We start from the raw sequence: 22,023 nt of genomic DNA, 5'->3' as shown, positions 1-22,023 counted from the left end.
ATTGGCTTGCCGCGTTAGTATCAAGAGGAGGCAACCGAAATAAAGCGAAGGAGGGACGGGGAGGTCTCGCATCAGGAGGAAATGGCTGAGGTATTCGTATGTGTACGCAATAAGTTGTAAGCGCTTACGACAACGAGGATTTAGCTGGATGATGCAGTTCAATTCGAGAAAGCGGGGGATATCATTTATATGTTAAGAAGCAGAAAACGCTGGTTCAAACTAGGGTTGGCGGCAGCCGTTATCTATTCGACGGTTCTGTCGGGCTTGCCGCTCGGCATTCAGCAGGCAAGCGCCGAGGGGGAGCGGCTCGTTCGCCAGTTCGACTTCGGAACGTCGGCGAGCCCCGTGCAGGCAGGTTTCACGGGCGTATCCGATTCACTGCTCTATACGGCGGAATTAGGGTATGGGCTTAGTCAAGCCGTTGCGTCGCGGAACCGATCGGGCGGCGATGACCTGACGAACGATTTCGTGCTTGGGACGTCCTACTCGTTTCTTGTCGATCTGCCGGACGGCGAATACGACGTGACGGCATGGTCGGGCGATCTATTAGTCGGTACCAGCACGACCAAGACGAACATTGCTTTGGAAGGGGCGGCCGCCGGCACGATATCGAGCAGACAGGCGGTCACGCAGGCGACATACCGGACGATGGTCGCGGACGGGCAGCTCACGGTCGATATTACCGGAGCGGGTGCGGGCGGTTACTTGAACGCTCTTGTCATTCAGCAGGTCATACCGGCGCCTCCGGCTGCGCCTGCCAATCTCTCGGTTACGCGCATAACGCCGAGCGATGTCACGCTTGCTTGGGAGAGCGTCGCCGAAGCCGTCAGTTACAACGTTTACAGGGCTGAAGGCGATACGGCGAACGTGCCGATCGGGCAAGCGGACGCAGCTTCGTATTTCGATTCAAACGTAACGGTCGGAAGCAGCTATACGTACTATGTGACCGCCGTAAATGCCTCCGGGCTCGAATCGGCGCTCAGCGCCGCGGCGGCAGCGGCGGAAATTCCGGCCCCGCAGCCGCCGGCGGCGCCGTCGGGCTTAGCCGTAACGGAAGTGAAAGCCGACGCGGTCGTGCTCGGCTGGGACTTGACGGAAGGAGCGGCGGGCTACAACATCTTCCATTCTTCCGCTGAGGACGGGGAATTCGCCGCGATCGGCCAATCGGAATCGGTGACTTACACCGATACGGGGGTAGACACGTCGGTCCCTCATTACTACCGGATCACGGCTTATAACGAGCAGGGGGAATCCGCCGGCTCCAACACAGCCGCAAGCGCGGTTTATGTGCCGCCGGTCACGCTGCCAGAGGGCGATGTGCAGCGTTTTGACTTCGGAACGGGCGCGCTCCAGGACGGGTATATCCGCGTCGATTCGGGGACGGCGTATGCCGCCGGAATCAAATACGGTTTCGCCGACCCGGCGAAGGTGAGCGCGAGAGACCGGGGAACGGCGGATGCGCTGCGCTCCGACTTTGCCATCCCGGGAGGTACGTCGTTCAACGTTGATCTGCCAAACGGCGACTACACCGTATCGCTCATCGCCGGGGACAGCGCGGAACCGTCGGAAATCGCCATCAAAGCGGAATCGATTCAGAAGGTGCAGCTGACGGCCAAAGCGGCGGGCGAATTTCTGGAGATGGACTTCCCGATTGCGCTCGTGGACGGACAATTAAATTTGGAATTTACGGGATCGGCCCCGAAAATCAATGCGCTTGTCATTATGAAGCAGCAGCCGCGCCTATCCGGGGAGCTTCCGACCGTCTATATCGCCGGCGACTCGACGGTGCAGACGTATGACCCGTACTGGGAGCCGGAAGCGGGCTGGGGTCAAATGCTGCCGCGCTTCTTCGGCACGGAAGTGGCGTTCAAGAACCACGCGATCGGCGGACGCAGCTCGAAATCGTTTATCCTCGAAGGAAGGCTTGACGAGATCCTTCGGACGATCCGGCCGGGCGATTATTTCCTCGTGCAATTCGGACATAACGATGCGACGAAAAGCGTGCCGGAGAGGTACGCCTCGCCGTCCGATTACAAAAACTATTTGAAGACATACGTGAACGGAGCCAGGCAGCGGGGAGCGACGCCGATACTCGTCACGCCGATGGGACGCCGCGATTTCAACGCCGAGACGGGTAAGTTCAACGTCAGCTTCCCGGAATATGTGCAGGCGATGAAAGAGGTCGCAAGCGAGCTGAACACGGAGCTCGTGGACTTAAGCACGCTTAGCGTCGCATATTACGACTCCATTGGCGCGCAAGCGACGTTGTCCGTTTTCCTCCATGTCGAGCCGGGCATCTATCAGGCATTCCCGAACGGTTCTGCGGATAATACGCATTTTCAGGAATACGGGGCCATTCAAATTGCCCGCCTGCTGGCGGGAGGCATTCAGGAATTGAATGCGCCGTTATCCGCGTACGTGCGCGAGATCGAAGCGCCTGAACATGTGCCGGCAAGACCGGCAGGTCTTACGGCTGGAAGCGTCAGCAATGCGGGCGCGGTGCTCAGATGGGAAGCCTCGGAAGGCACCGACATTTACAAAATATACCGGAAGCTCGCCTCCGAGCCGGAGACCGCCTATGCCATGATCGGCACCGCAACCGTGCCGACGCTCACGATCGGCGGCATGGCCGAGGGGCAGTCGTACACGGTAAGGGTGACGGCGGTCAATGGCAGGGGAGAGTCCGAGCCGTCGGACGAGGCGGCGATCACAACGAAATCGGCGCAGTACCGCTTTGATTTTGGACCGGTCGGCGCGCCGGTCGCCGAAGGGTATACCGAGGTGACCCGCAGCGTAATCTATACCCCGGAGCTGGGATACGGGTTGACGTCCAGCGCGGGGATGATTGACCGTGACCGCGGTGCGGAAACGGATCATTTGCGAAGAGACTTTGTCGCCTATTTCGGCAACTCCTATGAATTTAAGGTCGATATGCCGAATGGCTACTACTCCGTGAAGACGTATACGGGAGATTGGATCGGTTCGACGCGTACGAATGTGGCGGTTGAAGGCAAGGATTACGGCACGATAAGCGCCGGAAGAGCCACCATCGCCGAGAGGGCGTTCAACCAAATCGCGGTCAAGGACGGCCAGATGAATCTCGTCTTCAGCGGCCAGACCGCTCACCTGAACGGACTGGAGATTACGCCGCTCCTGCTTGCCCCGGCGAATTTGACGTTAACGAGCCTCGAGCTCGGCAGCGATCCGGTCTCCGCGTCGTTGTCTTGGGAAGCGGCCCGCGATGCGGTTCGTTACCGCGTATACCGTCAGGCGACGGTTGCCGGCAGCGCCGAGCTGCTGACCGAAACGGCGGCGACCACGTTCACCGACACGACGGCGGATGTCGGGCTTGATTATATCTACACCGTAACCGCCGTAGAGAGTACCGGCTTCGAATCGGTTGCCTCGAACGAGCTCCGTGTGTCGATGATCGACCCGTCCGTACCGAAAGCGGGCGTGCCGAGCGGCTTAACGCTGCAGGCGATTCATAAAAACGATCTTACGTTTACATGGGAGGAAACCGCGGGAGCCCGCATGTACAATATTTACCGTTCCAAGAAGGCGGACGGCGAATATACGCTGATCGGCAAGTCGAACGAAGCATCCTATACCGACACGACGGTACTAACGACCATTTCCTATTATTACAAAGTAGCTTCGGTCAATGCCGGAGGCATCTCGGAGCTGTCGGCGAGCCTTGCGACGCCTGCCGTCACGACGCTCTACCGCGAGATGGAGTATGTCGACCGCGCCCCGGTCGCCGTGAAGCGGGAGACGGGGAACTATATCGGCTGGAGGCTGCTTGGTCTCGATCCGGCCGCGATCGGCTTTAACCTCTACCGCGACGGCGTAAAGGTTAATGAGGAGCCACTGACCTCAAGCACCAACTATGTCGACCCGGCCGGGACGAACGCATCGAAATACCGCCTGACCTCGGTCTTGAACGGCGCGGAGAAGCCTGCCTCGAAGGAGTTCGGCGTGTGGCAGCGGCAGTATTTGTCCGTTCCGCTGCAGAAGCCGGCCGACGATTATACGAAGGACGGTCAGCCGTACAGCTACAGCGCGGGAGACGCGAGCGTAGGCGACCTTGACGGCGACGGCGAATACGAGATCGTGCTGCTGTGGTCGCCGTCGAACAGCAAAGACAATTCGCATAGCGGTTACACCGGCATTGTGTATATGGACGCTTACAAAATGGACGGCACGCGCTTATGGCGCATCAATCTCGGGCCGAATATCCGCGCCGGCGCCCATTACACGCAGTTTATGGTGTATGACCTGGATGGGGACGGCCGCGCGGAGGTGACGTTCAAGACGGCTGACGGAACGGTAGACGGCAAGGGCGCCGTGATCGGCGACGCGAGCGCGGATTACCGCAACAGCGGCGGGTACGTGCTGCTCGGTAGTGAATATTTGACCGTATTCGACGGCTTGACCGGCGGCGCTCTCGATACGGTGCCGTACGATCCGCCGCGCGGCGACGTCGGCGCATGGGGCGATGCATACGGCAACCGCGTGGACCGATTCCTGGCCGGCGTCGCCTATTTGGACGGAGAGCATCCGAGCCTGATTTTTAGCCGCGGCTACTACACGAGAACGGTGATTGCGGCTTATAGCTTCAGTGAAGGAAAGCTGACGCATCAATGGCGGTTCGACACGAACGACGAAGGCTACGGCGCTTACGCCGGCCAAGGCAATCATAACTTGTCGGTTGGCGACGTGGACGGCGACGGCAAGGACGAAATTACGTTCGGCGCAATGGCGATCGACGACGACGGCAAGCCGCTGTACAATACCGGACTTGGACACGGGGATGCGATGCATCTCGGCGATCTTGATCCGGCGCGGCCGGGACTCGAGGTATTCGATGTGCATGAGCATACGGATTCCCCGTACGGGATGGAAATGCGCGACGCGGCAACGGGCGATATTCTATGGGGTATTTATACCGGCAAGGATACGGGCCGCGGCTTGACGGCCGATATCGACCCGAATCATGCAGGCGAGGAAGCCTGGTCGGCTACGATAACGAACGAACAGCACATTCCGATTACCGGACTTTACAACGTCAAGGGCGAGCTGATTACGACGAAAATCCCGTCGTCGACGAACTTCGGCGTCTGGTGGGACGGCGATCTGCTGCGCGAGCTTCAGGATTATAACCGGATCGACAAATGGGACTACGCGAATGAGACGACGGTCAACCTGCTGACCGCCGAGGGCGCCTCGTCGAACAACTCGACGAAGGCGAATCCGAGCCTGCAGGCCGATCTGCTTGGCGACTGGCGCGAGGAAGTGATGTGGCGGGCGTCCGACAGCTCCGAGCTGCGCATCTATACGACAACCGACGTCACGGAGCACAAGATTCGCACGCTGATGCATGATCCGATCTACCGTCTCGGCGTTGCCTGGCAGAACGTCAGCTACAATCAGCCGCCGCATCCAAGCTTCTATCTGGGTACCGGCATGGAGGAGCCTGCCGCTCCTAACATCCGCTACGCGAGCGCGCCTCAAGAGACGGAGGATACGACGGCGCCCGTCCTTGCAGGCCTGCCGCAGGAGCAGCTGACCGAGTCGGATGTGCTGGCCGTTCATGTGGCAGCGGATGATCCGGAATCGGGCGTTCGCCTGCTGGAGCTTTCCTTCGCCGGATCGCCGGTCGTTAACGGCAGCGAGATTTCTTTGGCGGGAAAAGCGGGCATCCATTCGTTTACGGCCAGAGCGGTCAATTACGCCGGCTTGGAGAACGTTCAGACCGTATCGGTCGTCGTAACGGGCGAAGAGAAAGCGTCAGGGGCGCCGGGCAAGCCGGCACTGTCGAGCGACAACGGCCACGATAACGGGCTGCTGGACGGCGCCTACCGGATTACGATGAATCTGTGGTGGGGCAACAACGGCACCGTCTATAAGCTGTACGAGAACGGCGTCCTCATCGATACGCAGGTATTGAGCGACAACTCGCCTTCCGCCCAGAAGGCGGTCACGAGCATTGCCGGCAAGCCGAACGGCACCTATACGTACACATGCGAGCTGTCGAATTCGAAGGGAACGGCGGCATGCGGCGAGTTAAACGTATCGGTCAAGGACGCGGTTCCGGGGCAGCCGGTGCTGTCGAACGATAATTGGGACGGCAACGGCGACTATACCGTAACGATGAACATGTGGTGGGGAACGAATGGCACGACCTACCGCCTATTCGAGAACGGCGTGCTGATCGATACCCGGACGCTGGCGGCGGACACGCCGAAGGCGCAAACCGCCGTCTCCAGCGTAACAGGACGTTCCGCCGGCACTTACGAATATCGCGCCGAGCTTGAGAACGAGTCCGGCGTGACCGAGAGCGTTATCATGAAGGTAAGCGTGAAAGGGTAACGACGCAGGTCATTCCCTTGAAAACGCGCAACGCGCGCAAGTGAAGAGGACTGCCCCGATGGCTTAGGGGCAGTCCTCTTTTTGCCGGTGTTCAGTCGGCGAGCGTTAGGCCGAGTTTTCCGGGAGATCGACCCTTGCCGGGATCCGGTATCGGATGGGCAGGGAGGCTCTAATATTGTCTTTACCGGATTCAGGTCATTTCCGAGGCGATGGTTTCATTTTAACCTCCACCGGATTATCATGCGGCAGCTCAAATTCAGGCGGCTTGCTTTTCTTTTTAGTCATAGGATCGCCTCCTTCTCCGTAGATGAATATATTTTCAGATACGTTGATTTTATCATTTGCTTTTGGTTTTTCATTTTATACGCTTATAATAAAGATAGTTAGGAATTCGCGGAAGAAAAGAATAGAACCAATATGAAAAGGAAGCACGATCCATCCCTGAAAGAGGTTGTTGTCAACCTTGACAGGAATAGAAGTAATGATATTATCTTTTCAAAAGATATTAATAATTTCATCATTACTTAATGATTATACACGGAAGTATCGATATTTTTATTTTTTGATGCTCATTAAAGAATAAAAAGCTCGATTAAAGCCAATCCGTAATGAAGAACAAGAGGTGAATCAGTTAAGGATGAGGGATCAAGAATCAGAATATTATTCGCTATTTACAAATGCATTTGACTATGCGCCGTATGGAATGGCATTGGTTGGGCTTGATGGACGGTTTTTGAAGGCAAATCCTTCATTTTGTCAAATAATTGGGTATACAGAAGCGGAATTAGTAAACCGAACATATTCGGATTTCATGCATTCAGATGATTTACACAAGAATGCTGAATATATAGAGCAACTGCTTGCCGGGGAAATAGATTCGTATCGGGTTGAAAAACGAGTTCTACATAAATCAGATTATACGGTATGGGTTTTATTCAGCGGTTCCTTGATGGTAAACGAACAAAAGGAACCACAATTTCTGATCATTCAACTTTTAGATATTACGGATTGGAAGGAAAGTGAAAAGAGGTACCACTCCCTTGCTGAACGTTTCGACCTGGTTTCGAAAAATTCCCAGGACATTATATCTTTAAATAATCTTGATGGAAGCTGCCTTTATATCTCTCCGGCTATTCACAGTATACTTGGATATCATCCAGAACAACTGATCGGAAAATGCATCTATGAGCTTTGGCATTCCGACGATGTCGCTTCATTCACTGCAGCCCTTCATTATTCGGATGAATATACTTCGACATGCCGGGTGCGTCATAACAATGGACAGTATGTTTGGTTTGAAACTACAATGAAAATCATACTTGCCGAGAAGGGGGATACCAGACAGGTTTTAGGAATTAGCCGCGACATTACGGACCGTAATCGGACTCAGGAGCTATTAAAGGCTTCCGAGAAATTAAATATTGTTGGCCAGCTGGCGGCAGGAATAGCGCATGAAATCCGCAATCCCTTAACTTCACTCAAAGGTTTTTTGCAATTAATCATATCAAGATCAGAAGGCAGAAAAGAGCATCTTCAGATCATGAAAGACGAAATCAATCGCATTGAGCTTATCGTCACTGAATTACTGGTATTGGCAAAACCTCAGAATGAAATCAGTTTACAAAAGAATAATCTGTTAACATTACTTCAACATGTCATTACGCTTCTGGACACGCAAGCCATTATGAACAACATTCAGATTATCCCTCATTTTGAATCCAATACTTTAACCATCGATTGCGATGATAACCAGATGAAACAGGTTTTCATCAATATCATTAAAAATGCGATTGAAGCGATGCCTGAAGGCGGGGAAATTAACATTCACGCAGAGCAGGAAAAAGATCATGCGATTATCCGCATTATAGATCAAGGCTGCGGTATTCCCGAAGAAATGATTTCACGGCTGGGAGAACCTTTCTATACGACAAAAGAAGGCGGAACCGGCCTCGGTTTAATGATCAGTAATAAAATCGTCGAAAATCATCAAGGAACCATTCATATTATAAGTAAGAAAAACGAGGGAACAATATTCAGAATCCAATTGCCCGTTGCTGAACGTGGAGAGGGAAATGACTTTCCTTAAACGGGTTATAACATAATGGATTGAAATATAAGTCGACATGGGGCGTTATGTTATATGAAACAAGCAATGGAGTTTCTTTTTAATTCTGATAAAGTGGATATAGGCATTGCCGTACTCGACCCTGAAACAAGGGTTCTTTTTGCGAATAAAAAAACGAAACAATGCTACCCGGTTATGATTGGAGAATTGTTTCCGTCTCATACCAATTTATCGAGAGTCATCACCGAAACCTTACAAAAAAATATAGTTACGAATGGATTGCCCGTTCAAGAAAATATAGACGGACAGGTATACCAATTATCCATATATTTATTTCCGATGCAGAAGAACGAGACGATAACATCGATCGTTTTGATCATATGTGATCATACCTCTTTGCAACAATTTTACGAGTCCAAAGGGGTTCATGAAAATTTCAGTTTGATCGGCCAAATGGCTGCGGAGACGGCCAATGTTATTTTAAACCCGTTAGCCGTAATTAAAGGAACCTTACAACTTATGGAGCAGAATATCAAAGCGAACAGCATCTTTATTGATCTGCTCACCCCTCTTCACCAAAAGTTAAATGAGTATTTTCATTTGCTGTATAGTCAGGTTCAGACGGTTGACGATATTCTGCGAAGGTTTTTATTTCTCGGCAAGGCATCCGATATCACGTTAACTCCCATATTGGTGTTCCCGTTATTTCAGGAATTGATTTCCTCCGTCCAACATCTGGCAATAGAACGAAATATTCGCCTGGTTTGCGAATTTCCGAGTCAACATGGATATGTATTAGGGAATAAAGTATATCTCAGAGAGGCGATTCTTGCTTTATTGCATAATTCGTTTGAGGCAACGGAGGGAGGCGGCATCGTAACCCTCTCTGCAGAGATTACAATAGAGACCGTTCGTTTTATTGTTAAAGATCAAGGAGAGGGAATTCACCCGGACATCCTCTCCCAAGTGAAAAACCCGTTTTTCACTACGAAGGACGACGCCCTTGGCTTTGGATTAAGCCTATGCGACCAAACCGTTCGGAAACTGGGGGGAACATTGAATATCAGCAGCGGCTCTAATGGAACCGAAGTTCAGGTGTGCTTGCCTAATATAAACCTCTATTCGTCAAATCCATGATGTTTACTCCCGGCCTGAATGGCTGCGGCTAGTCCCGAGTGACAGTCTTCAACGGCTGCCGCTCGGTTTTTTTGTTTCTCCTCACCTTGCGGCAAATCGCAGGGAATTTCTCCTTCGCTTTCCGCAGCGTTATTTACAACTCGCCCGCATGTGGGCTAAAGTTAGGAAATAAACGACGAAAGAAGGAGCTTGATGATGCGTTTAAAATGGGACGGGCATACTCATACGAACTTTTGCCGTCACGGCAGCGACGCCCCGATGGACCTTTATCTGGAACAGGCGGTCCGGCGCGGTTTCCAGCGTTATTCGATTACGGAGCATCCGCCGCTTCCGGAGGCATACGTCGACGATCCGAAGCTGATGAAGGAGCTCGCAATGAAGGAAGAGGAGCTGCCGCTTTATTTCATGGAGGCGAGGCGTGCGAAGGAGCGCTACGAAGGCCGGATCGAGGTGGCGGTCGGGCTGGAGCTGGATTACTTGCCGGAAGACCCCGACTTCGCGCTCCGGCTCGTGGACAAGTACGGCGAACAGCTGGAGGACGTCGTCTTCTCGGTTCATTATTTGCCCGGAATCGGCGGCAACCAGTGCATCGACTATACGCCGGAGACGTTCTCGGACAAGCTGATCGCGTATTACGGGTCGATGGATAAGGCGGCCGAGGAATATTACAACCATATCGAAGCGGCCATCGAATGGGCGGCCGGCCTTCCTTGCCGCAAGCGCATCGGCCACATCAACCTGATCGAGAAATTCCGGCTGGCGCTGCCCGAGCTGGACGAATCGCTCGTCAAGCGCCGCTTGAACGGCATCCTGCCGAAGCTGGAAGCGGCCGGCGCTGGCGTGGACGTGAACACCGCCGGCTTCCGCAAGCCTACATGCGGCAAAGCGTATGTGCCGGAATGGTTCATGGCGCAGTGTCTGCAGCGAGGCATCCCGCTCGTCTTCGGCTCGGATTCCCATAAGCCGGAGGAAGTCGGCTCGGCTTGGGATTGGTTCGAAACCGCGCTTTCCCGGGCGGAGGAGAGCTTGGGGTAGGCACGGATCACGTCCCCGGCGGCGTCCCCGTTAACCGCTCGTTCGACTGCGGTCGGCCGAACGGTTAATTTTTTTTTAACAATTGACCGATAGCGAATTCGACGAACCGGACCGTTTGCTCATAGGTTTGTTCATGGTCGATGCCCGCGTCCCGATACCGCTCGCGCCATAGCCAAGCGCCGGCGACCGTCTGCGCCTGTTCCGGATAAGCTTCCTTGAACCATTCGGCCGCTTTCCTCTTGGACGTTTGTTCGCCGTGCGTAAGCGTGTACAGCGCCCTGCACAACGTGAGAATCGCGTAGCCCTGATACGGCCTGGAATGCAGCGTGTTAATCACGAACGTCTCCCATTGCCTAGCGTAAGCCTTCACGGCCGCAAGAAAAGCTTCTTTCGGTATTGGCGCCATAATAGTCGACAAGGCGGGACCGTACAGCGCCTTTCCGTACTGCTGGACGCAGTACCAATTTTGCAGCCACTCGACTCCGGCATCCTTCATGTTCAGCGGCTCCCCGGGGCTGATGACGGCGATCCTGCTCCGCTTCTCTCTGAACGTCTTCAGTCCGTCGACCGACAAGTATTGCGCTTCGATGCGGTCATTCCATGCCGGATGGCGATTCGCAAACTGCTCATGCATGTTCCGAAGCGCCTCGCATTCTTCCTCTGTTACGTCCGAGGAGACGATTGCGAGCAGATCGATATCGCTAATATCGGGGTCGAAATCCCCCCATGCCAGCGAACCGTATACGTATAAGCCTTCAAGCTTTTCCCCAAGCGTATCTTGGATGTCCGCCAGAAGCGATTCGAGCAGGCCGTTAATCGTTTCGTTCAGGGCAGGTTGCATGGGCAGAGACCTCTCTTTCGGCTAAAATAGGCAAAGCGCCGCAATTCCATTATTATCACAAATGTTGAAATCTTGCTATTCCATTCGGCGAGTCGTACAAAAGCGGCGCGGTGAGGTATAGTAAGATCATAGGAGCTTTACAAATCAGGCAATGGAGAGGTGACGGATGGCATCGATTCAAACCAAATATTTTGACTACGGGCAGGAAGAGCTCGATTATCTCATAAGCGCGGATGAGACGCTGGGCGCGGCAATTACGCGGCTGGGCAGATTAGAGCGGGAAGTGACTCCCGACCTGTTCACCGCGCTAGTGTATGCCATAATCGGTCAGTTAATCTCGGCTAAAGCGGTCAACACGATTTGGGACAGGCTGCGGAACCGAATTGGAGAAGTCACGCCGCGGAACCTGGCCAGCCATTCGGCTGACGATATTCAAAGCTGCGGAATGTCCATGAAGAAAGCAATCTGCATCAACGAAATCGCGCAGTTGATCGAACGGGGCGAATTTTCCTTGGACGGCCTGCAGGACCTGTCAGATTCGGAAGTTATCGATAAGCTCACGGCATTGCGCGGAATAGGCAGATGGACGGGCGAAATGCTGCTGATTCACGCCATGGAGCGCCGCGACGTGGTCAGCTGGGGCGATATCGCGATACGACGTGGAATGATGAAGCTGTACGGCTTGCCGGACCTGACCAAAGAACAGTTTGAGGTTTACCGTAACCGCTACTCCCCTTACGGCTCGGTTGCGTCCATCTACTTGTGGGAAATTTCAATGAAATAAGGAGCTGGATGGACGGATGAAGGCGCAGTTAATCGGGATGGCCGATGAGAAGTACCGGAAGTTTTCTTCCGCGTTAATACCGAATATCGACAACGTGCTGGGCGTTCGGCTGCCGGAGCTTCGCAAGCTGGCGAAGCAAATCGCCAAGGGAGACTGGCGCACATACCTGGAGCAAGCGGAGAATGACTACTTCGAGGAAGTGATGCTCCAGGGCATGGTGATCGGTTGCGTCAAGACGGATATCGAAGAAATTCTCCGCTTTACAGCCGCTTTTGTTCCCAGAATAGACAATTGGTCGGTCTGCGACAGCTTCTGCGCCGGATTAAAGGCCGTGAAGACGAACAGGAGACGGGTGTGGGAATTTTTGCAGCCATACCTGGCTTCGGAACAGGAATACGAAATCCGTTTCGGCGTCGTGATGCTGCTTGATTATTATATCGAAGAGGAATATATCGACCGTGTGCTGGAGCTGCTGGATCATACGAAGCGGGACCGGTATTATGTCCGGATGGCGGTCGCGTGGGCCATCTCCGTTTGCTTTGTGAAGCTGCCGGAACGTACGACGGCTTATTTGGAGAGCTGCGCCCTGGATGACTTCACCTATAATAAAGCGCTGCAGAAAATAACGGAATCGTACCGCGCGGATCCGGAAACAAAGCAGAGGATACGCGGCATGAAGCGAGAATGAGAAATCAAAATAACGGCTGACAAATCTTCACGAGTGTGATGAATGTCATTTATATATTGCTTGCAAAGTCTGATATGATATATAAATTGAAGTAAAAAATGATAGCGCGGAGCGGAGAGAGCAAATCGTTCTGGAGAAACGAAGTGGTCGCTTTTTGCAGTTCAAATGGTTACCCTAACAGGGGCTACCTATTCAAACCATTTGGCTGCAACAGCGATCGTAAGAATGATTTGCTCTCGCAGCGATAGCAGCTTATTTTTACCGTAACGGACAGAGGTGTGGGAAATGAAAACGATCGTTGTTATCGGAGGCGGCGTTACCGGGCTGTCAGCCGCCTATTATTTGCAGCAAAAATTGAAAGCGAACCGATTGTCAGCCAAAGTGATATTGGCGGAGGGCGGGGATAAGCTGGGCGGCAAAATCAATACGGTTCAGCATGGCGAATTTATAATGGAAACGGGAGCGGATTCGATTGTCGCCCGGAAGCCGAATGTGGCACCTTTTATTGAAGAGTTGAATTTGCAGGATGAGGTTGTCTACAACGCTACGGGCAAGTCCTATATCCACGCGGACGGCGAGCTGAAGCCGATTCCGGACGATACGGTGTTCGGCATACCGATGAGCATCGAATCGTTGGCAAGCAGCACGTTAATATCGGCGGAAGGCAAAGTGGAGGCGCTGAAGGATTTCTACACGGCGAATGAGACATTCACGACAAATGATTCGGTCGGCCTGTTCTTGGAGGCCTTCCTAGGGAAAGAGCTTGTCGAGAAGCAGATTGCCCCGGTGCTGTCCGGGGTTTATTCCGGGGAACTCGCGGGCTTGACCCTGGCTTCAACCCTTCCTTATTTGCTTGATTATAAGAATAAATACGGCAGTATCATAAAAGGCCTGTCGGAGAACCGGAGCACCTTCCAACGGGCGGGCAATAAGAAATTTTTATCGTTTAAAAACGGGTTATCGGCGCTTATCGACAGGCTGGAGGAGCAGCTGAGCGATATTGAGGTTGTAAAAGGGGTAAAGGCCGACCGGATCATGAAGTCCTCCGGCAGGTACACCGTATCGTTCTCTAACTATAACGCTATAGAGGCGGATTATGTCGTACTCGGCACGCAGCATCAGGCCGCGCAGGCCTTGCTGCGTGACGGGGAGCTGAACGAGGATTTCAACCGGCTTCGGAACGCTTCGATGATCAGCGTTTATTTGAGCTTTGACGTTCCGGACAGCCGGCTGCCTAAGGACGGAACCGGCTTTATTGCCGCCGGCGGCAGCGATTTGATCTGCAACGCTTGTACGTGGACGAGCCGGAAGTGGGAGCACACCTCGAAGTCCAACCGGTTGTTGGTGAGGCTGTTCTATAAGAGCTCGAATGCCGCATATGCGGAGCTGCAAGAATTATCGGAAGCCGAGCTGGCGAAGACGGCGCTGCGCGATGTGGAGAAATCGCTCGGCATTGCCGCGGAGCCGCTCGAGCATGTAGTGACCAAATGGAACGAGGCGATGCCGAATTACCATATCGGGCATCATCAGGTTGTCAAGTCGCTGGAGGAGAAGATGGGGAGATTATATCCCGGGGTGCTGCTCGCAGGATGCTCGTATTACGGCGTAGGCATTCCGGATTGCATCGCAAACGGAGAACGGACGGCGCAGCAAATCGTCGAACGGATGCTTGGGCCTTCGGAAGAGTAGGCAGTGCGAGTGGTTGAGCTATGATGGATTTCACCAACATAGAAGCATGATTAGCGCGCTTCAGGTTTCTATACTGGATGTGATGCAGCCATAGCGGCTCCAAAAGACACCTTTTGGCCATTTCGGCAGAGGTCACTGGATAAATTCCATGATGGCGTGTGAGAAGATGTTAATGCTGCCAAAGTTACTGCGAGAAAGCCAATATAGCTGTTTTCTCGAAGCGTTATGATGACAGAGTGAACCGATAACAATAAATGAATGGAGCACTGGATGTTTTTTTCCAGGCTCTTTTTTTAATGGTTTGAAACACCAGAATTCGATGGTTCGTCTCGATTTGCATTGGCGGAGCGGAAAGAGAGAATCTATCAACTATAGCATCATATTAATGTAAGGTTATATAACATAAACGAACATCTTCACTGCGTTTTTCTTGTGATGAATACAGAGACCGACCGATTTGTAAGGGTTTTCAATACGAATGTTCGTTTTTTGGGGCCAAATTAACAATCAATGATCATAAATTAACAAATGTGTATTGATATTTTCTACATTGATGTTATAATACATAACATAATTGCGAAATACAAAACAAATTTACGTTATGCACCGTATGGTTGTTTGCCGGAAGACGAGCAAGCCGCTCTCGCAGCGATAACAGCTGATGTAAATCAATCGTTTAACTTATATAGTTGATCTTAAAGTAATGAAATCCAGCCAAGACATATCGAAGGCATTCACGAATGATTTCGTGGGCGCGGCGAATGCAAAGCTCAAGTAATGCTGGCTCTGCCGGCGGGAGGGCCACCATTTTGGCCGCGCCCCTTCCGGTTTAATAGGGCAGTCTTGAACGTGGAGCGAATGACTGCCGGGTTCTATGGTATTATGAGGGGGAAAAACGCTGCAATCGCTGCATCAACCTGCAATGGGGGGGAGCCAATGCTCGTAGGCACCAGGCGACATGAAATTATGAAGCTGCTCGATTTGAAGCAGCAGGTTACGATTACCGAACTGGCGGAACGGTTCAACGTATCGCAGATGACCATCCGCAGAGACTTGGATCTTATGGAATCAGAGGGGAAAATTCAGCGTTCGCATGGCGGAGCGGTTAAAATAAAACGTTATATGGGCGCGAATTACGAGCAGCGCTCCAGCGAGAATCCGCTCGAGAAGGCGGCGATCGCGAAGGAGGCCGCGGGGCATATTCAAGACGGCATGAGCATTATATTGGATGCGGGAACGACAACGGCGGCGATGGTGCATGAGCTGGAGCGGTTTCGCAATCTGAAGGTCATAACGAGAGATTTGCATATCGCGCTGCTGCTGTCGAACGAGGAACGTTTTGACAGTATGGAGGTATACTGTACGGGTGGCCGCGTAAGCAAGTGGGCGTACAGCATGGATGGGATTTATACGGAGCGGATGATGGATTCCATTACGGTCGATATCGCGTTTCTGACCTGCGAGGCCGTATCTCACGATAAGGGCGCGATGGCTTGGTCGCCGGTATTGGTGGGCGTGAGGCAGAGCAGCATGAAAGCGGCCAACACCCGGATTCTGCTTGCGGATGCCACCAAATTCAGCTATACGTCCTTTGCTATTTTCTCCGATTTGGAGGCTTTTGACGAAATTATTACGGATAATAGGCTCGACGAGCATGAAATCGGTATTTTCCGGGATTCCGGTTATGCGCTTCGCGTCGCGGCGGTAGAAAGCTGATCAAGAAAGAATAAGGAGGCGGCGCGGCCATGAAGCTTGCGACTTTAAATGTGAATGCGAAGGAAATAGCGGCTATTCATACTTCGCGAGGATATGTGACGCTAGAAGCCGTTAATCGGGCCTCCGGAACTCATTGGCCGGAAGAGCTGCTGGCGCTTATTCAAAGCGGGAAGCTGCAGGAGCTGCAGGACTGGTACCGCAGCGACGGAGAACGGTTGGTTGCGGCCATGCCGGGTGTTCCTTATGAGGAAGCTGAAATAAAGCCCATATACCGGAATCCAGGAAAAATCTGGGGAATCGGCATGAATTATATCCAGGATGCCGCTGAGCTTCGGCATAAGGCGGAGGACGAGGAGCCGGTCGGGTTCATGAAGCCCGCGACAACGTTAATCGGTCCCAATGATCCCATTCTACTCCCGGCAGGTGCCGGCACGATTACGGCTGAAGCGGAGCTGGCCATCATTATCGGGAAGCGCTGCCGCCATATTTCGGAAGCGGAGGCGCATACGGCGGTTGCGGGGTTCACGACGTCGCTGGATATGACGGCTGCCGATATTCACGCTCGAAACCCGCGGTTTCTGACGCGCGCCAAGAGCTACGACACCTTTCTTAGTCTGGGTCCGCAGCTGGTGACGCCGGACGAAATTCCCGATGTCCTGCAACTGTCGGTAACGACTGTGCTTAATGGCGAGAAGGCGTTTCAAAATCGGATTTTCAACATGAAATTCCGCCCCTGGTATGCGGTCGCGTTCCATTCCGATTTTATGACGCTGCTCCCCGGGGATGTCATTTTAACCGGTACGCCGGGGCCGGTCGTGATCCGCGACGGCGACGTGGTCGAGTGCCGTATAGACGGCTTTGACCCTTTGCTGAACCCCGTTGCCGGCACGTCATAATGGAATAAAGCCGCAGCCCCTTGCTTCCTCGAACGAGCAGGAGTATAACGCTTCAATCAGGAGGATAACCGGCTATCCATGGTGGTAACCGTGCGGATGATTCCACGTGCATAAGCTGGTAGCAAGCCCTCCGGCCGTAATCGTGACGAAGGATAAGAAGAAGGTATCGCCCGGAAGCAGCAGCTCGCCCAGGCCGATAATGATAAGGTCCATGACCAGGATAAGGATGCCGACATTAACCGGAAACAGCTTGGTCAAAAATTGGGCGAGCAGATCCGTTCCGCCTGTCGTGCTGTCAAACCGGATCATTGTGCCGATTCCGGTGCCGATCATTAATCCGCCGACAACGGCACGGGTGAACGGCGTCCATTCCACATAATAGAGGAAGTAGTACTGGTAAGGCTCCAGCAAATCAATCACATAGCTGGAAAACAACAGCCCGATGATGCTGTAGTACAGCATGCCCTTGCTGTAAGACCAGGCTATTGCAAAGATAGGAATGCTGCAGCATAACATGACAAACCCGACTTTAATATGAAATAAATAGTTTATAATAAGGGATATTCCGATGACTCCGCCATCCAGCACGCCAAGCGGAATGAGAAAAAAATTAATGCCGACCGCAATAAGGATGCTTCCGATTACAATCGCGGCTATTTTGCTTAATGACAGCATAAAAACATTCCCCCTGATAAGGCCTGTCTGATATATATGCGGCTGCGCGCCGGAATGTTCCAGTAATACCCAAATAAAAAGAAGCAGTCCCCTAAAGGTCATAAACCTGAAGGGGCCGCTTCTGTGATTTTGCGCTTATCCATTAGACGGAGCCGAACTTTTTATCGCCGCGGGGCTGGTCGCCGCGGTCATCCGGTTCAAGGGTGATGCCGATCGTATCAAAGGCCAGGCTGCTTGACGCGATCGGCAGTGCCAGTACGCCAATGCCCTTCTCATCAACGCGGAAGGTGCCTGCGCTTCTCCTCTGGCCGTCCTGAACCAGCCACACCTGATAAGCTTGCGAGTCAACCGTAGCCTGCGCTCCGAATACATAGACGATAAATTGCCTGCTCTGGCCGTTATTGACGATGCAGGCGACGCCGTAGGTACGGGCGGACTCTGCATTTTCCGGCTTCAGTGAAACCAATCTTTCAATTTGAGCTGCCGGAATGTCTAAGGCTTGCTCCAAGGGCAGCGGGGCGGCCGTCCGGTCCCGGTACAGACCGTAATTCCAGATAGAGCCCGCAATGAAGATAAGCGCAGCGGCCGAGACGGCGGCGCGGGCAATCCAGCGCTTCGCCTCGGAACGTCTGCTTGCCGGCTTCCAATCCCCGTCCGCGGCTAATGCGGCGTCCATCACTTGTTTCTTCAAATCCTTTGGCGGTTCGATTCGTTCCATGCTACCCGGGAACGCCTCCCATACGAAACGAAGCTCATCGATTTCGGCCCGGCAGTCGGCACAGTCGGGAAGATGACGCTCGAATGCCCGTTTATCTTCATCTGAGCATACGCCGGATATATAATCCAAGCACATGTCGCAGACTTGTTTTTGCCCGTTGTCTTGCATCATGTTCCCTCCCCTTCCGCCAGAAGATGCCTTCGTAATATTTTTAATGCCTGATGCAGACGGTTCTTGACCGTTCCGAGCGGCTGATTATAGATTTTTGCCAGTTCGCTTAAGCTGAAGCCCTGCCAATAAAAATGCTCCAGGAGCATAATTTGCTGCTTGGACAAATGGCGGTAAGCGCTGCGAATTTGCTCTTTCTGCGAGCCCCTCATGACGCTGTCTTCCGGGGATTCCGCGAATTCATCCGGTATTTGCTCCAACTGCTCCGGCTCGAGAGGGACAAGTCCCGCGTTCTCCCGCCTTTCCTTCCGCTGCCAGTCAATCGTCAGATTACGGGTTATGGTGAGCAGCCAGCTTGAAAACCGGCCCTTATCGGGATTAAAGTCCGATTCGGTCGTCCACAGCCGCATGAACACTGATTGGACGATATCTCTAGCGGCCTGCTCATCCTTTAGCGCCTTCATGGCAAAGGAATAGATGAGCGAAGCGTATCGGTCGTATAAAATGGCGAGCGCTTTATGCTGTTTTCTCTTGATGAGCAGCATAAGCTCGTAATCGGATTGCTTCCGCATACCAGGTGGCCTCCAGAACAGGCTGAAATAAATAATAAATTCCATCTTACCAAAAGAGAGGGAAACCGTAAACGGTTTCCCTCAGCTCAATTATTCGGATTCGACGATGATCACTCCCTTCATTCCCGGATGCGGCAGGCAATAATACGAAAATTCGCCGTCCTTGGCGAAGGTAATCTCCTTGGCTTGATCCAGGTCGAGCGTTCCGGTATCGAAGGTCTTGTCATCGGCTGTAGCGGTATGGCCGACCTCGTCCTTATTGATGAACTTCACGCTGTCTCCCGCTTTGACGGTCAGCTCCGCGGGCGAGAAGGCGAAATTCACGATTTCTACGATATGCACCTGTCCCGCCGGCTTGTCGGATGGCGGTTTCTCCGCCTGAGGTGTCGCCGTTGCCCTCGGTTTCGGGGTTGCGGTCGGCTTTGGGGTTGCGGTTTGTTGAGACGCTTCTCCTTTATCTTCCGCATTGTCATTCTTGCCGGAAGAGTGGCTGCCTTCTTGACTGTGGCCGGACGGCTCGGCTTTCGGCGATGCCGACGCATCCGGAGCAGGAGAATCAGCGGGCGCGATCGTTGCTTCCTGCGTGTCAGCCGGCGACTCAGTTTCCTTCGGAGCATCGGTGCCGCCGCTTTGCTCCGGCCCGGCTTCGTCCGATGCGTCCGGAGTTGCCTCCGGAGAACCGGCAGGGGAAGCCGTCGTCGAATTCGCTTGCTGCTTATCAGGCTCATTCGAACCGCAAGCGGACAATAGAACGAGACCGAACAAGCCGAGGAAGAGCAGCATCATAACTCGTGAATGTCTTAACATGAGCTTTCCTCCATTTATTTCACGATGATTTGACCGGTCATAAACTGCTTGTGCGGCTCGCAGAAATAATTGTACGTTCCGGCTTTATCCAGCGTAACGGTATGGGACTCCCCTTTGGCGAGAAGCGGGGTTTCGAAGGAGCCGTCCAGCGCGACCGCATTATGTTTCATGTCATCGAAATTGGTAAAGATGATTTTCGATCCGGCTTCAACCGTCAGCGGCTCCGTCCCGAACGAAAACTCTTTCATATCGATGCGGTACGTTTTAACCTCCGGCGCCGTCGTTCCGGTAAATTTGGCCGGGTCGACGACAAACCATACTTCGTTCACATTTTGGCCCAGCACATCGCCATGCTTGACGTCTTTGACGAAATAATACAGCGGATAGCCTTTATACGTCGTTTGCTTCGTTCCGTCGGAACGGGTAATCGAACCGATATCGGAAGCGGGTAAGGTGGATATCGTACTTGCTCCCGCTGCCTCGTAGGCAGGCCAGTTCGCGAGGCATGTTCCTTCGCATGCGCTCGTTTGCGGCGTATCTTTGTCAAAGTAGTACAAGGTGCGTCCTTCATCGTCCGTTAAGTAATTCCCCAGCTTCGAGGAGGTGCCGAGCATGACGGCATAGTCGGATTTCGCCACGAACCATACGCCTCCGACTGCTTCGCCAAGCACGTCGCCTGCTGCCATGTCCTTCACGAAGTAGTACAAAGGCCAGCCTTTGTAGGTCGTTTGCTTGGTTCCGTCTGCACGGGTCAGCACCGAGAAGTCGTCCGGATTCAATTGGCCCGGAATTTGCAGATCCTCTGCATAAAATATCGGCCAGTTCGCAAGGCATTGATCCTTACAGGCATTCGGGTCCTCGGCGTCCTTCGTGAAGAAATAAAGCGTACGCCCGTTCCGGTCGGTGAAGAACGTTCCCAGCTTATCGCTGCTTGCCAGCAGAATCTGATCATCAGGCAGCGCAGCGGATGCCGCGATTACGCCTTTGGTCTGCAATTGTGCGAACAGCGATGCTCCGCCGGACGCAGGCACGTTCAGCGCCTCGACGAGCGCTGTTGCAATATGGGCATTCGTCAGGGATGCCGTGCCTGCGATTTGCTTTAAGCCTTTCCCTGCGGCGAACGGCTCTGTCTCCGCATAAGTGAAATCCTGGTCCTGCTTGAAGCCCGCAATCTCGAGCAGCACTTTATACAATTGCTGGGAGGTGATGCCGGCCGCAGGACCGAATTTGCCGTTGCCCGTGCCGGACCAGCCGAGCTCCGGATGGTTCCTTAGGTATGCGAGCACAGCCTGATTGCTGCTGCCGACCTGGCTTGCGTCAGAGAAATTGCCGGTGCCGGTATAGGCCAATGCCTCATCCAGCAGACCTTGAAGGCGGAGCGATATGATGGCGGCTTGCAGTCTGGTCGACTTTTTGGCTAAATACGTTTCGTTGACGCCATTCCCGTCACCGAGCAGCAGACCAAGCTCAGCGGCGGTTTCGGCATCGGTCTTCACGGTTCCGGCAGGCTGCTCCTCGGCGGATGCGCCCAAAGCGAGAAGCGAGCTCATGCACAGGATGAGAACAAAGAAAGCGAGTGTCATTTTTTTGGCATTCATTCATTATTACCTCCTTTTAATTGTAAAGCGGCCATCCATAAATACGTTTCCATAGGAGGTAACGAACGGGGAGCCAAATCGGTTTGAGCGGCAGCGCATTTATTTGAGATTTTTATAATTTCGTGGGCGAATCAAGGGTAAAAAGTGCCGTTTATTTCGCTCGTATGACGATTGCTGGGCGAATCAAGCCCTTCGATTATGAAGCAGAAGATGCATCCCCAAAAAAAACAAAGCTGCAATCAAACAGCCGCAATCCTAAATC

General features: G+C 53.1%; 15 protein-coding genes. 9 read left to right on the top strand and 6 right to left on the bottom strand.

The window, feature by feature from the left end:
* Positions 1–189: 189 nt before the first annotated feature.
* The 4 genes from H581_RS39425 (at position 190) to hisJ (ending at position 10,609) form a co-directional block, all read left to right on the top strand.
* Positions 190–6,372 (top strand): rhamnogalacturonan lyase family protein, encoded by a 6,183-nt coding sequence (locus H581_RS39425; protein ID WP_051251469.1) that lies wholly within the window; start codon positions 190–192, stop codon positions 6,370–6,372.
* Positions 6,373–7,009: 637 nt separating this feature from the next.
* Positions 7,010–8,458: a PAS domain-containing sensor histidine kinase gene (locus H581_RS36770; RefSeq protein WP_029192486.1), complete on the top strand. Its 1,449-nt coding sequence runs from the start codon at positions 7,010–7,012 to the stop codon at positions 8,456–8,458.
* 54 nt (positions 8,459–8,512) lie between these two features.
* A complete protein-coding gene (locus H581_RS0130040) occupies positions 8,513–9,574 on the top strand; it encodes an ATP-binding protein (RefSeq protein ID WP_029192485.1) in 1,062 nt (353 codons plus the stop codon).
* A 192-nt stretch (positions 9,575–9,766) separates the two neighbouring features.
* Entirely contained in the window at positions 9,767–10,609 is an 843-nt protein-coding gene (gene hisJ / locus H581_RS0130035) for a histidinol-phosphatase HisJ (RefSeq protein WP_245600196.1), read from the top strand.
* Between the two features lie 64 nt (positions 10,610–10,673).
* On the opposite strand, the gene H581_RS35845 is transcribed toward hisJ, so the two are convergent.
* The gene (locus H581_RS35845) at positions 10,674–11,450 is read right to left on the bottom strand and encodes an aminoglycoside adenylyltransferase domain-containing protein (protein WP_036720522.1); all 777 of its coding nucleotides are present in this window, start codon (positions 11,448–11,450) and stop codon (positions 10,674–10,676) included.
* 166 nt (positions 11,451–11,616) lie between these two features.
* On the opposite strand from H581_RS35845, the gene H581_RS0130025 reads away from it, so the two are divergent.
* The 5 genes from H581_RS0130025 to H581_RS0130005 all read left to right on the top strand — a co-directional run bounded on the left by H581_RS0130025 (position 11,617) and on the right by H581_RS0130005 (position 17,223).
* Entirely contained in the window at positions 11,617–12,234 is a 618-nt protein-coding gene (locus tag H581_RS0130025) for a DNA-3-methyladenine glycosylase family protein (RefSeq protein WP_029192483.1), read from the top strand.
* Between the two features lie 16 nt (positions 12,235–12,250).
* On the top strand, positions 12,251–12,922 hold the full coding sequence (locus H581_RS0130020; protein WP_156889724.1) for a DNA alkylation repair protein: 672 nt from the start codon (positions 12,251–12,253) through the stop codon (positions 12,920–12,922).
* A 285-nt stretch (positions 12,923–13,207) separates the two neighbouring features.
* Entirely contained in the window at positions 13,208–14,611 is a 1,404-nt protein-coding gene (locus tag H581_RS0130015; RefSeq protein ID WP_029192481.1) for a protoporphyrinogen oxidase, read from the top strand.
* 936 nt (positions 14,612–15,547) lie between these two features.
* Entirely contained in the window at positions 15,548–16,327 is a 780-nt protein-coding gene (locus tag H581_RS35840; protein WP_051251468.1) for a DeoR/GlpR family DNA-binding transcription regulator, read from the top strand.
* Positions 16,328–16,356: 29 nt separating this feature from the next.
* Positions 16,357–17,223, top strand: coding sequence for a fumarylacetoacetate hydrolase family protein (locus tag H581_RS0130005; RefSeq protein WP_029192480.1), 867 nt, complete (start codon positions 16,357–16,359; stop codon positions 17,221–17,223).
* 72 nt (positions 17,224–17,295) lie between these two features.
* Here the strand turns inward: H581_RS0130005 and H581_RS0130000 are convergent, their stop codons facing one another.
* The 5 genes from H581_RS0130000 to H581_RS36760 form a co-directional block, all read right to left on the bottom strand.
* Positions 17,296–17,898, bottom strand: coding sequence for a YitT family protein (locus tag H581_RS0130000; RefSeq protein WP_029192479.1), 603 nt, complete (start codon positions 17,896–17,898; stop codon positions 17,296–17,298).
* A gap of 142 nt (positions 17,899–18,040) precedes the next feature.
* Positions 18,041–18,787, bottom strand: a complete 747-nt coding sequence (locus tag H581_RS0129995; protein WP_084134856.1) for an anti-sigma factor — start codon at positions 18,785–18,787, stop codon at positions 18,041–18,043.
* Positions 18,784–19,356, bottom strand: coding sequence for an RNA polymerase sigma factor (locus H581_RS0129990; protein WP_029192477.1), 573 nt, complete (start codon positions 19,354–19,356; stop codon positions 18,784–18,786). The genes H581_RS0129995 and H581_RS0129990 overlap by 4 nt, the downstream gene beginning before the upstream one ends.
* Before the next feature lie 90 nt (positions 19,357–19,446).
* On the bottom strand, positions 19,447–20,163 hold the full coding sequence (locus H581_RS36765) for a cupredoxin domain-containing protein (protein WP_084134855.1): 717 nt from the start codon (positions 20,161–20,163) through the stop codon (positions 19,447–19,449).
* Between the two features lie 14 nt (positions 20,164–20,177).
* Positions 20,178–21,761 (bottom strand): plastocyanin/azurin family copper-binding protein, encoded by a 1,584-nt coding sequence (locus H581_RS36760; protein WP_051251466.1) that lies wholly within the window; start codon positions 21,759–21,761, stop codon positions 20,178–20,180.
* Positions 21,762–22,023: the final 262 nt, after the last annotated feature.

The sequence above is a fragment of the Paenibacillus harenae DSM 16969 genome, assembly GCF_000422465.1.
In the GTDB taxonomy this organism is placed as follows: domain Bacteria; phylum Bacillota; class Bacilli; order Paenibacillales; family Paenibacillaceae; genus Pristimantibacillus; species Pristimantibacillus harenae.
This window is presented reverse-complemented; position numbering and strand designations above follow the sequence as displayed.

What these genes read in the sequence shown, in the direction of transcription:
- H581_RS36760 (WP_051251466.1), bottom strand. Translation starts at nt 21,761, where the DNA reads ATGAATGCCAAAAAAATGACACTCGCTTTCTTTGTTCTCATCCTGTGC.
- H581_RS35845 (WP_036720522.1), bottom strand. Translation starts at nt 11,450, where the DNA reads ATGCAACCTGCCCTGAACGAAACGATTAACGGCCTGCTCGAATCGCTT.
- hisJ (WP_245600196.1), top strand. Translation starts at nt 9,767, where the DNA reads ATGATGCGTTTAAAATGGGACGGGCATACTCATACGAACTTTTGCCGT.
- H581_RS36765 (WP_084134855.1), bottom strand. Translation starts at nt 20,163, where the DNA reads ATGTTAAGACATTCACGAGTTATGATGCTGCTCTTCCTCGGCTTGTTC.
- H581_RS0130015 (WP_029192481.1), top strand. Translation starts at nt 13,208, where the DNA reads ATGAAAACGATCGTTGTTATCGGAGGCGGCGTTACCGGGCTGTCAGCC.
- H581_RS36770 (WP_029192486.1), top strand. Translation starts at nt 7,010, where the DNA reads ATGAGGGATCAAGAATCAGAATATTATTCGCTATTTACAAATGCATTT.
- H581_RS35840 (WP_051251468.1), top strand. Translation starts at nt 15,548, where the DNA reads ATGCTCGTAGGCACCAGGCGACATGAAATTATGAAGCTGCTCGATTTG.
- H581_RS0129990 (WP_029192477.1), bottom strand. Translation starts at nt 19,356, where the DNA reads ATGCGGAAGCAATCCGATTACGAGCTTATGCTGCTCATCAAGAGAAAA.
- H581_RS0129995 (WP_084134856.1), bottom strand. Translation starts at nt 18,787, where the DNA reads ATGATGCAAGACAACGGGCAAAAACAAGTCTGCGACATGTGCTTGGAT.
- H581_RS0130020 (WP_156889724.1), top strand. Translation starts at nt 12,251, where the DNA reads ATGAAGGCGCAGTTAATCGGGATGGCCGATGAGAAGTACCGGAAGTTT.
- H581_RS39425 (WP_051251469.1), top strand. Translation starts at nt 190, where the DNA reads ATGTTAAGAAGCAGAAAACGCTGGTTCAAACTAGGGTTGGCGGCAGCC.
- H581_RS0130005 (WP_029192480.1), top strand. Translation starts at nt 16,357, where the DNA reads ATGAAGCTTGCGACTTTAAATGTGAATGCGAAGGAAATAGCGGCTATT.
- H581_RS0130040 (WP_029192485.1), top strand. Translation starts at nt 8,513, where the DNA reads ATGAAACAAGCAATGGAGTTTCTTTTTAATTCTGATAAAGTGGATATA.
- H581_RS0130025 (WP_029192483.1), top strand. Translation starts at nt 11,617, where the DNA reads ATGGCATCGATTCAAACCAAATATTTTGACTACGGGCAGGAAGAGCTC.
- H581_RS0130000 (WP_029192479.1), bottom strand. Translation starts at nt 17,898, where the DNA reads ATGCTGTCATTAAGCAAAATAGCCGCGATTGTAATCGGAAGCATCCTT.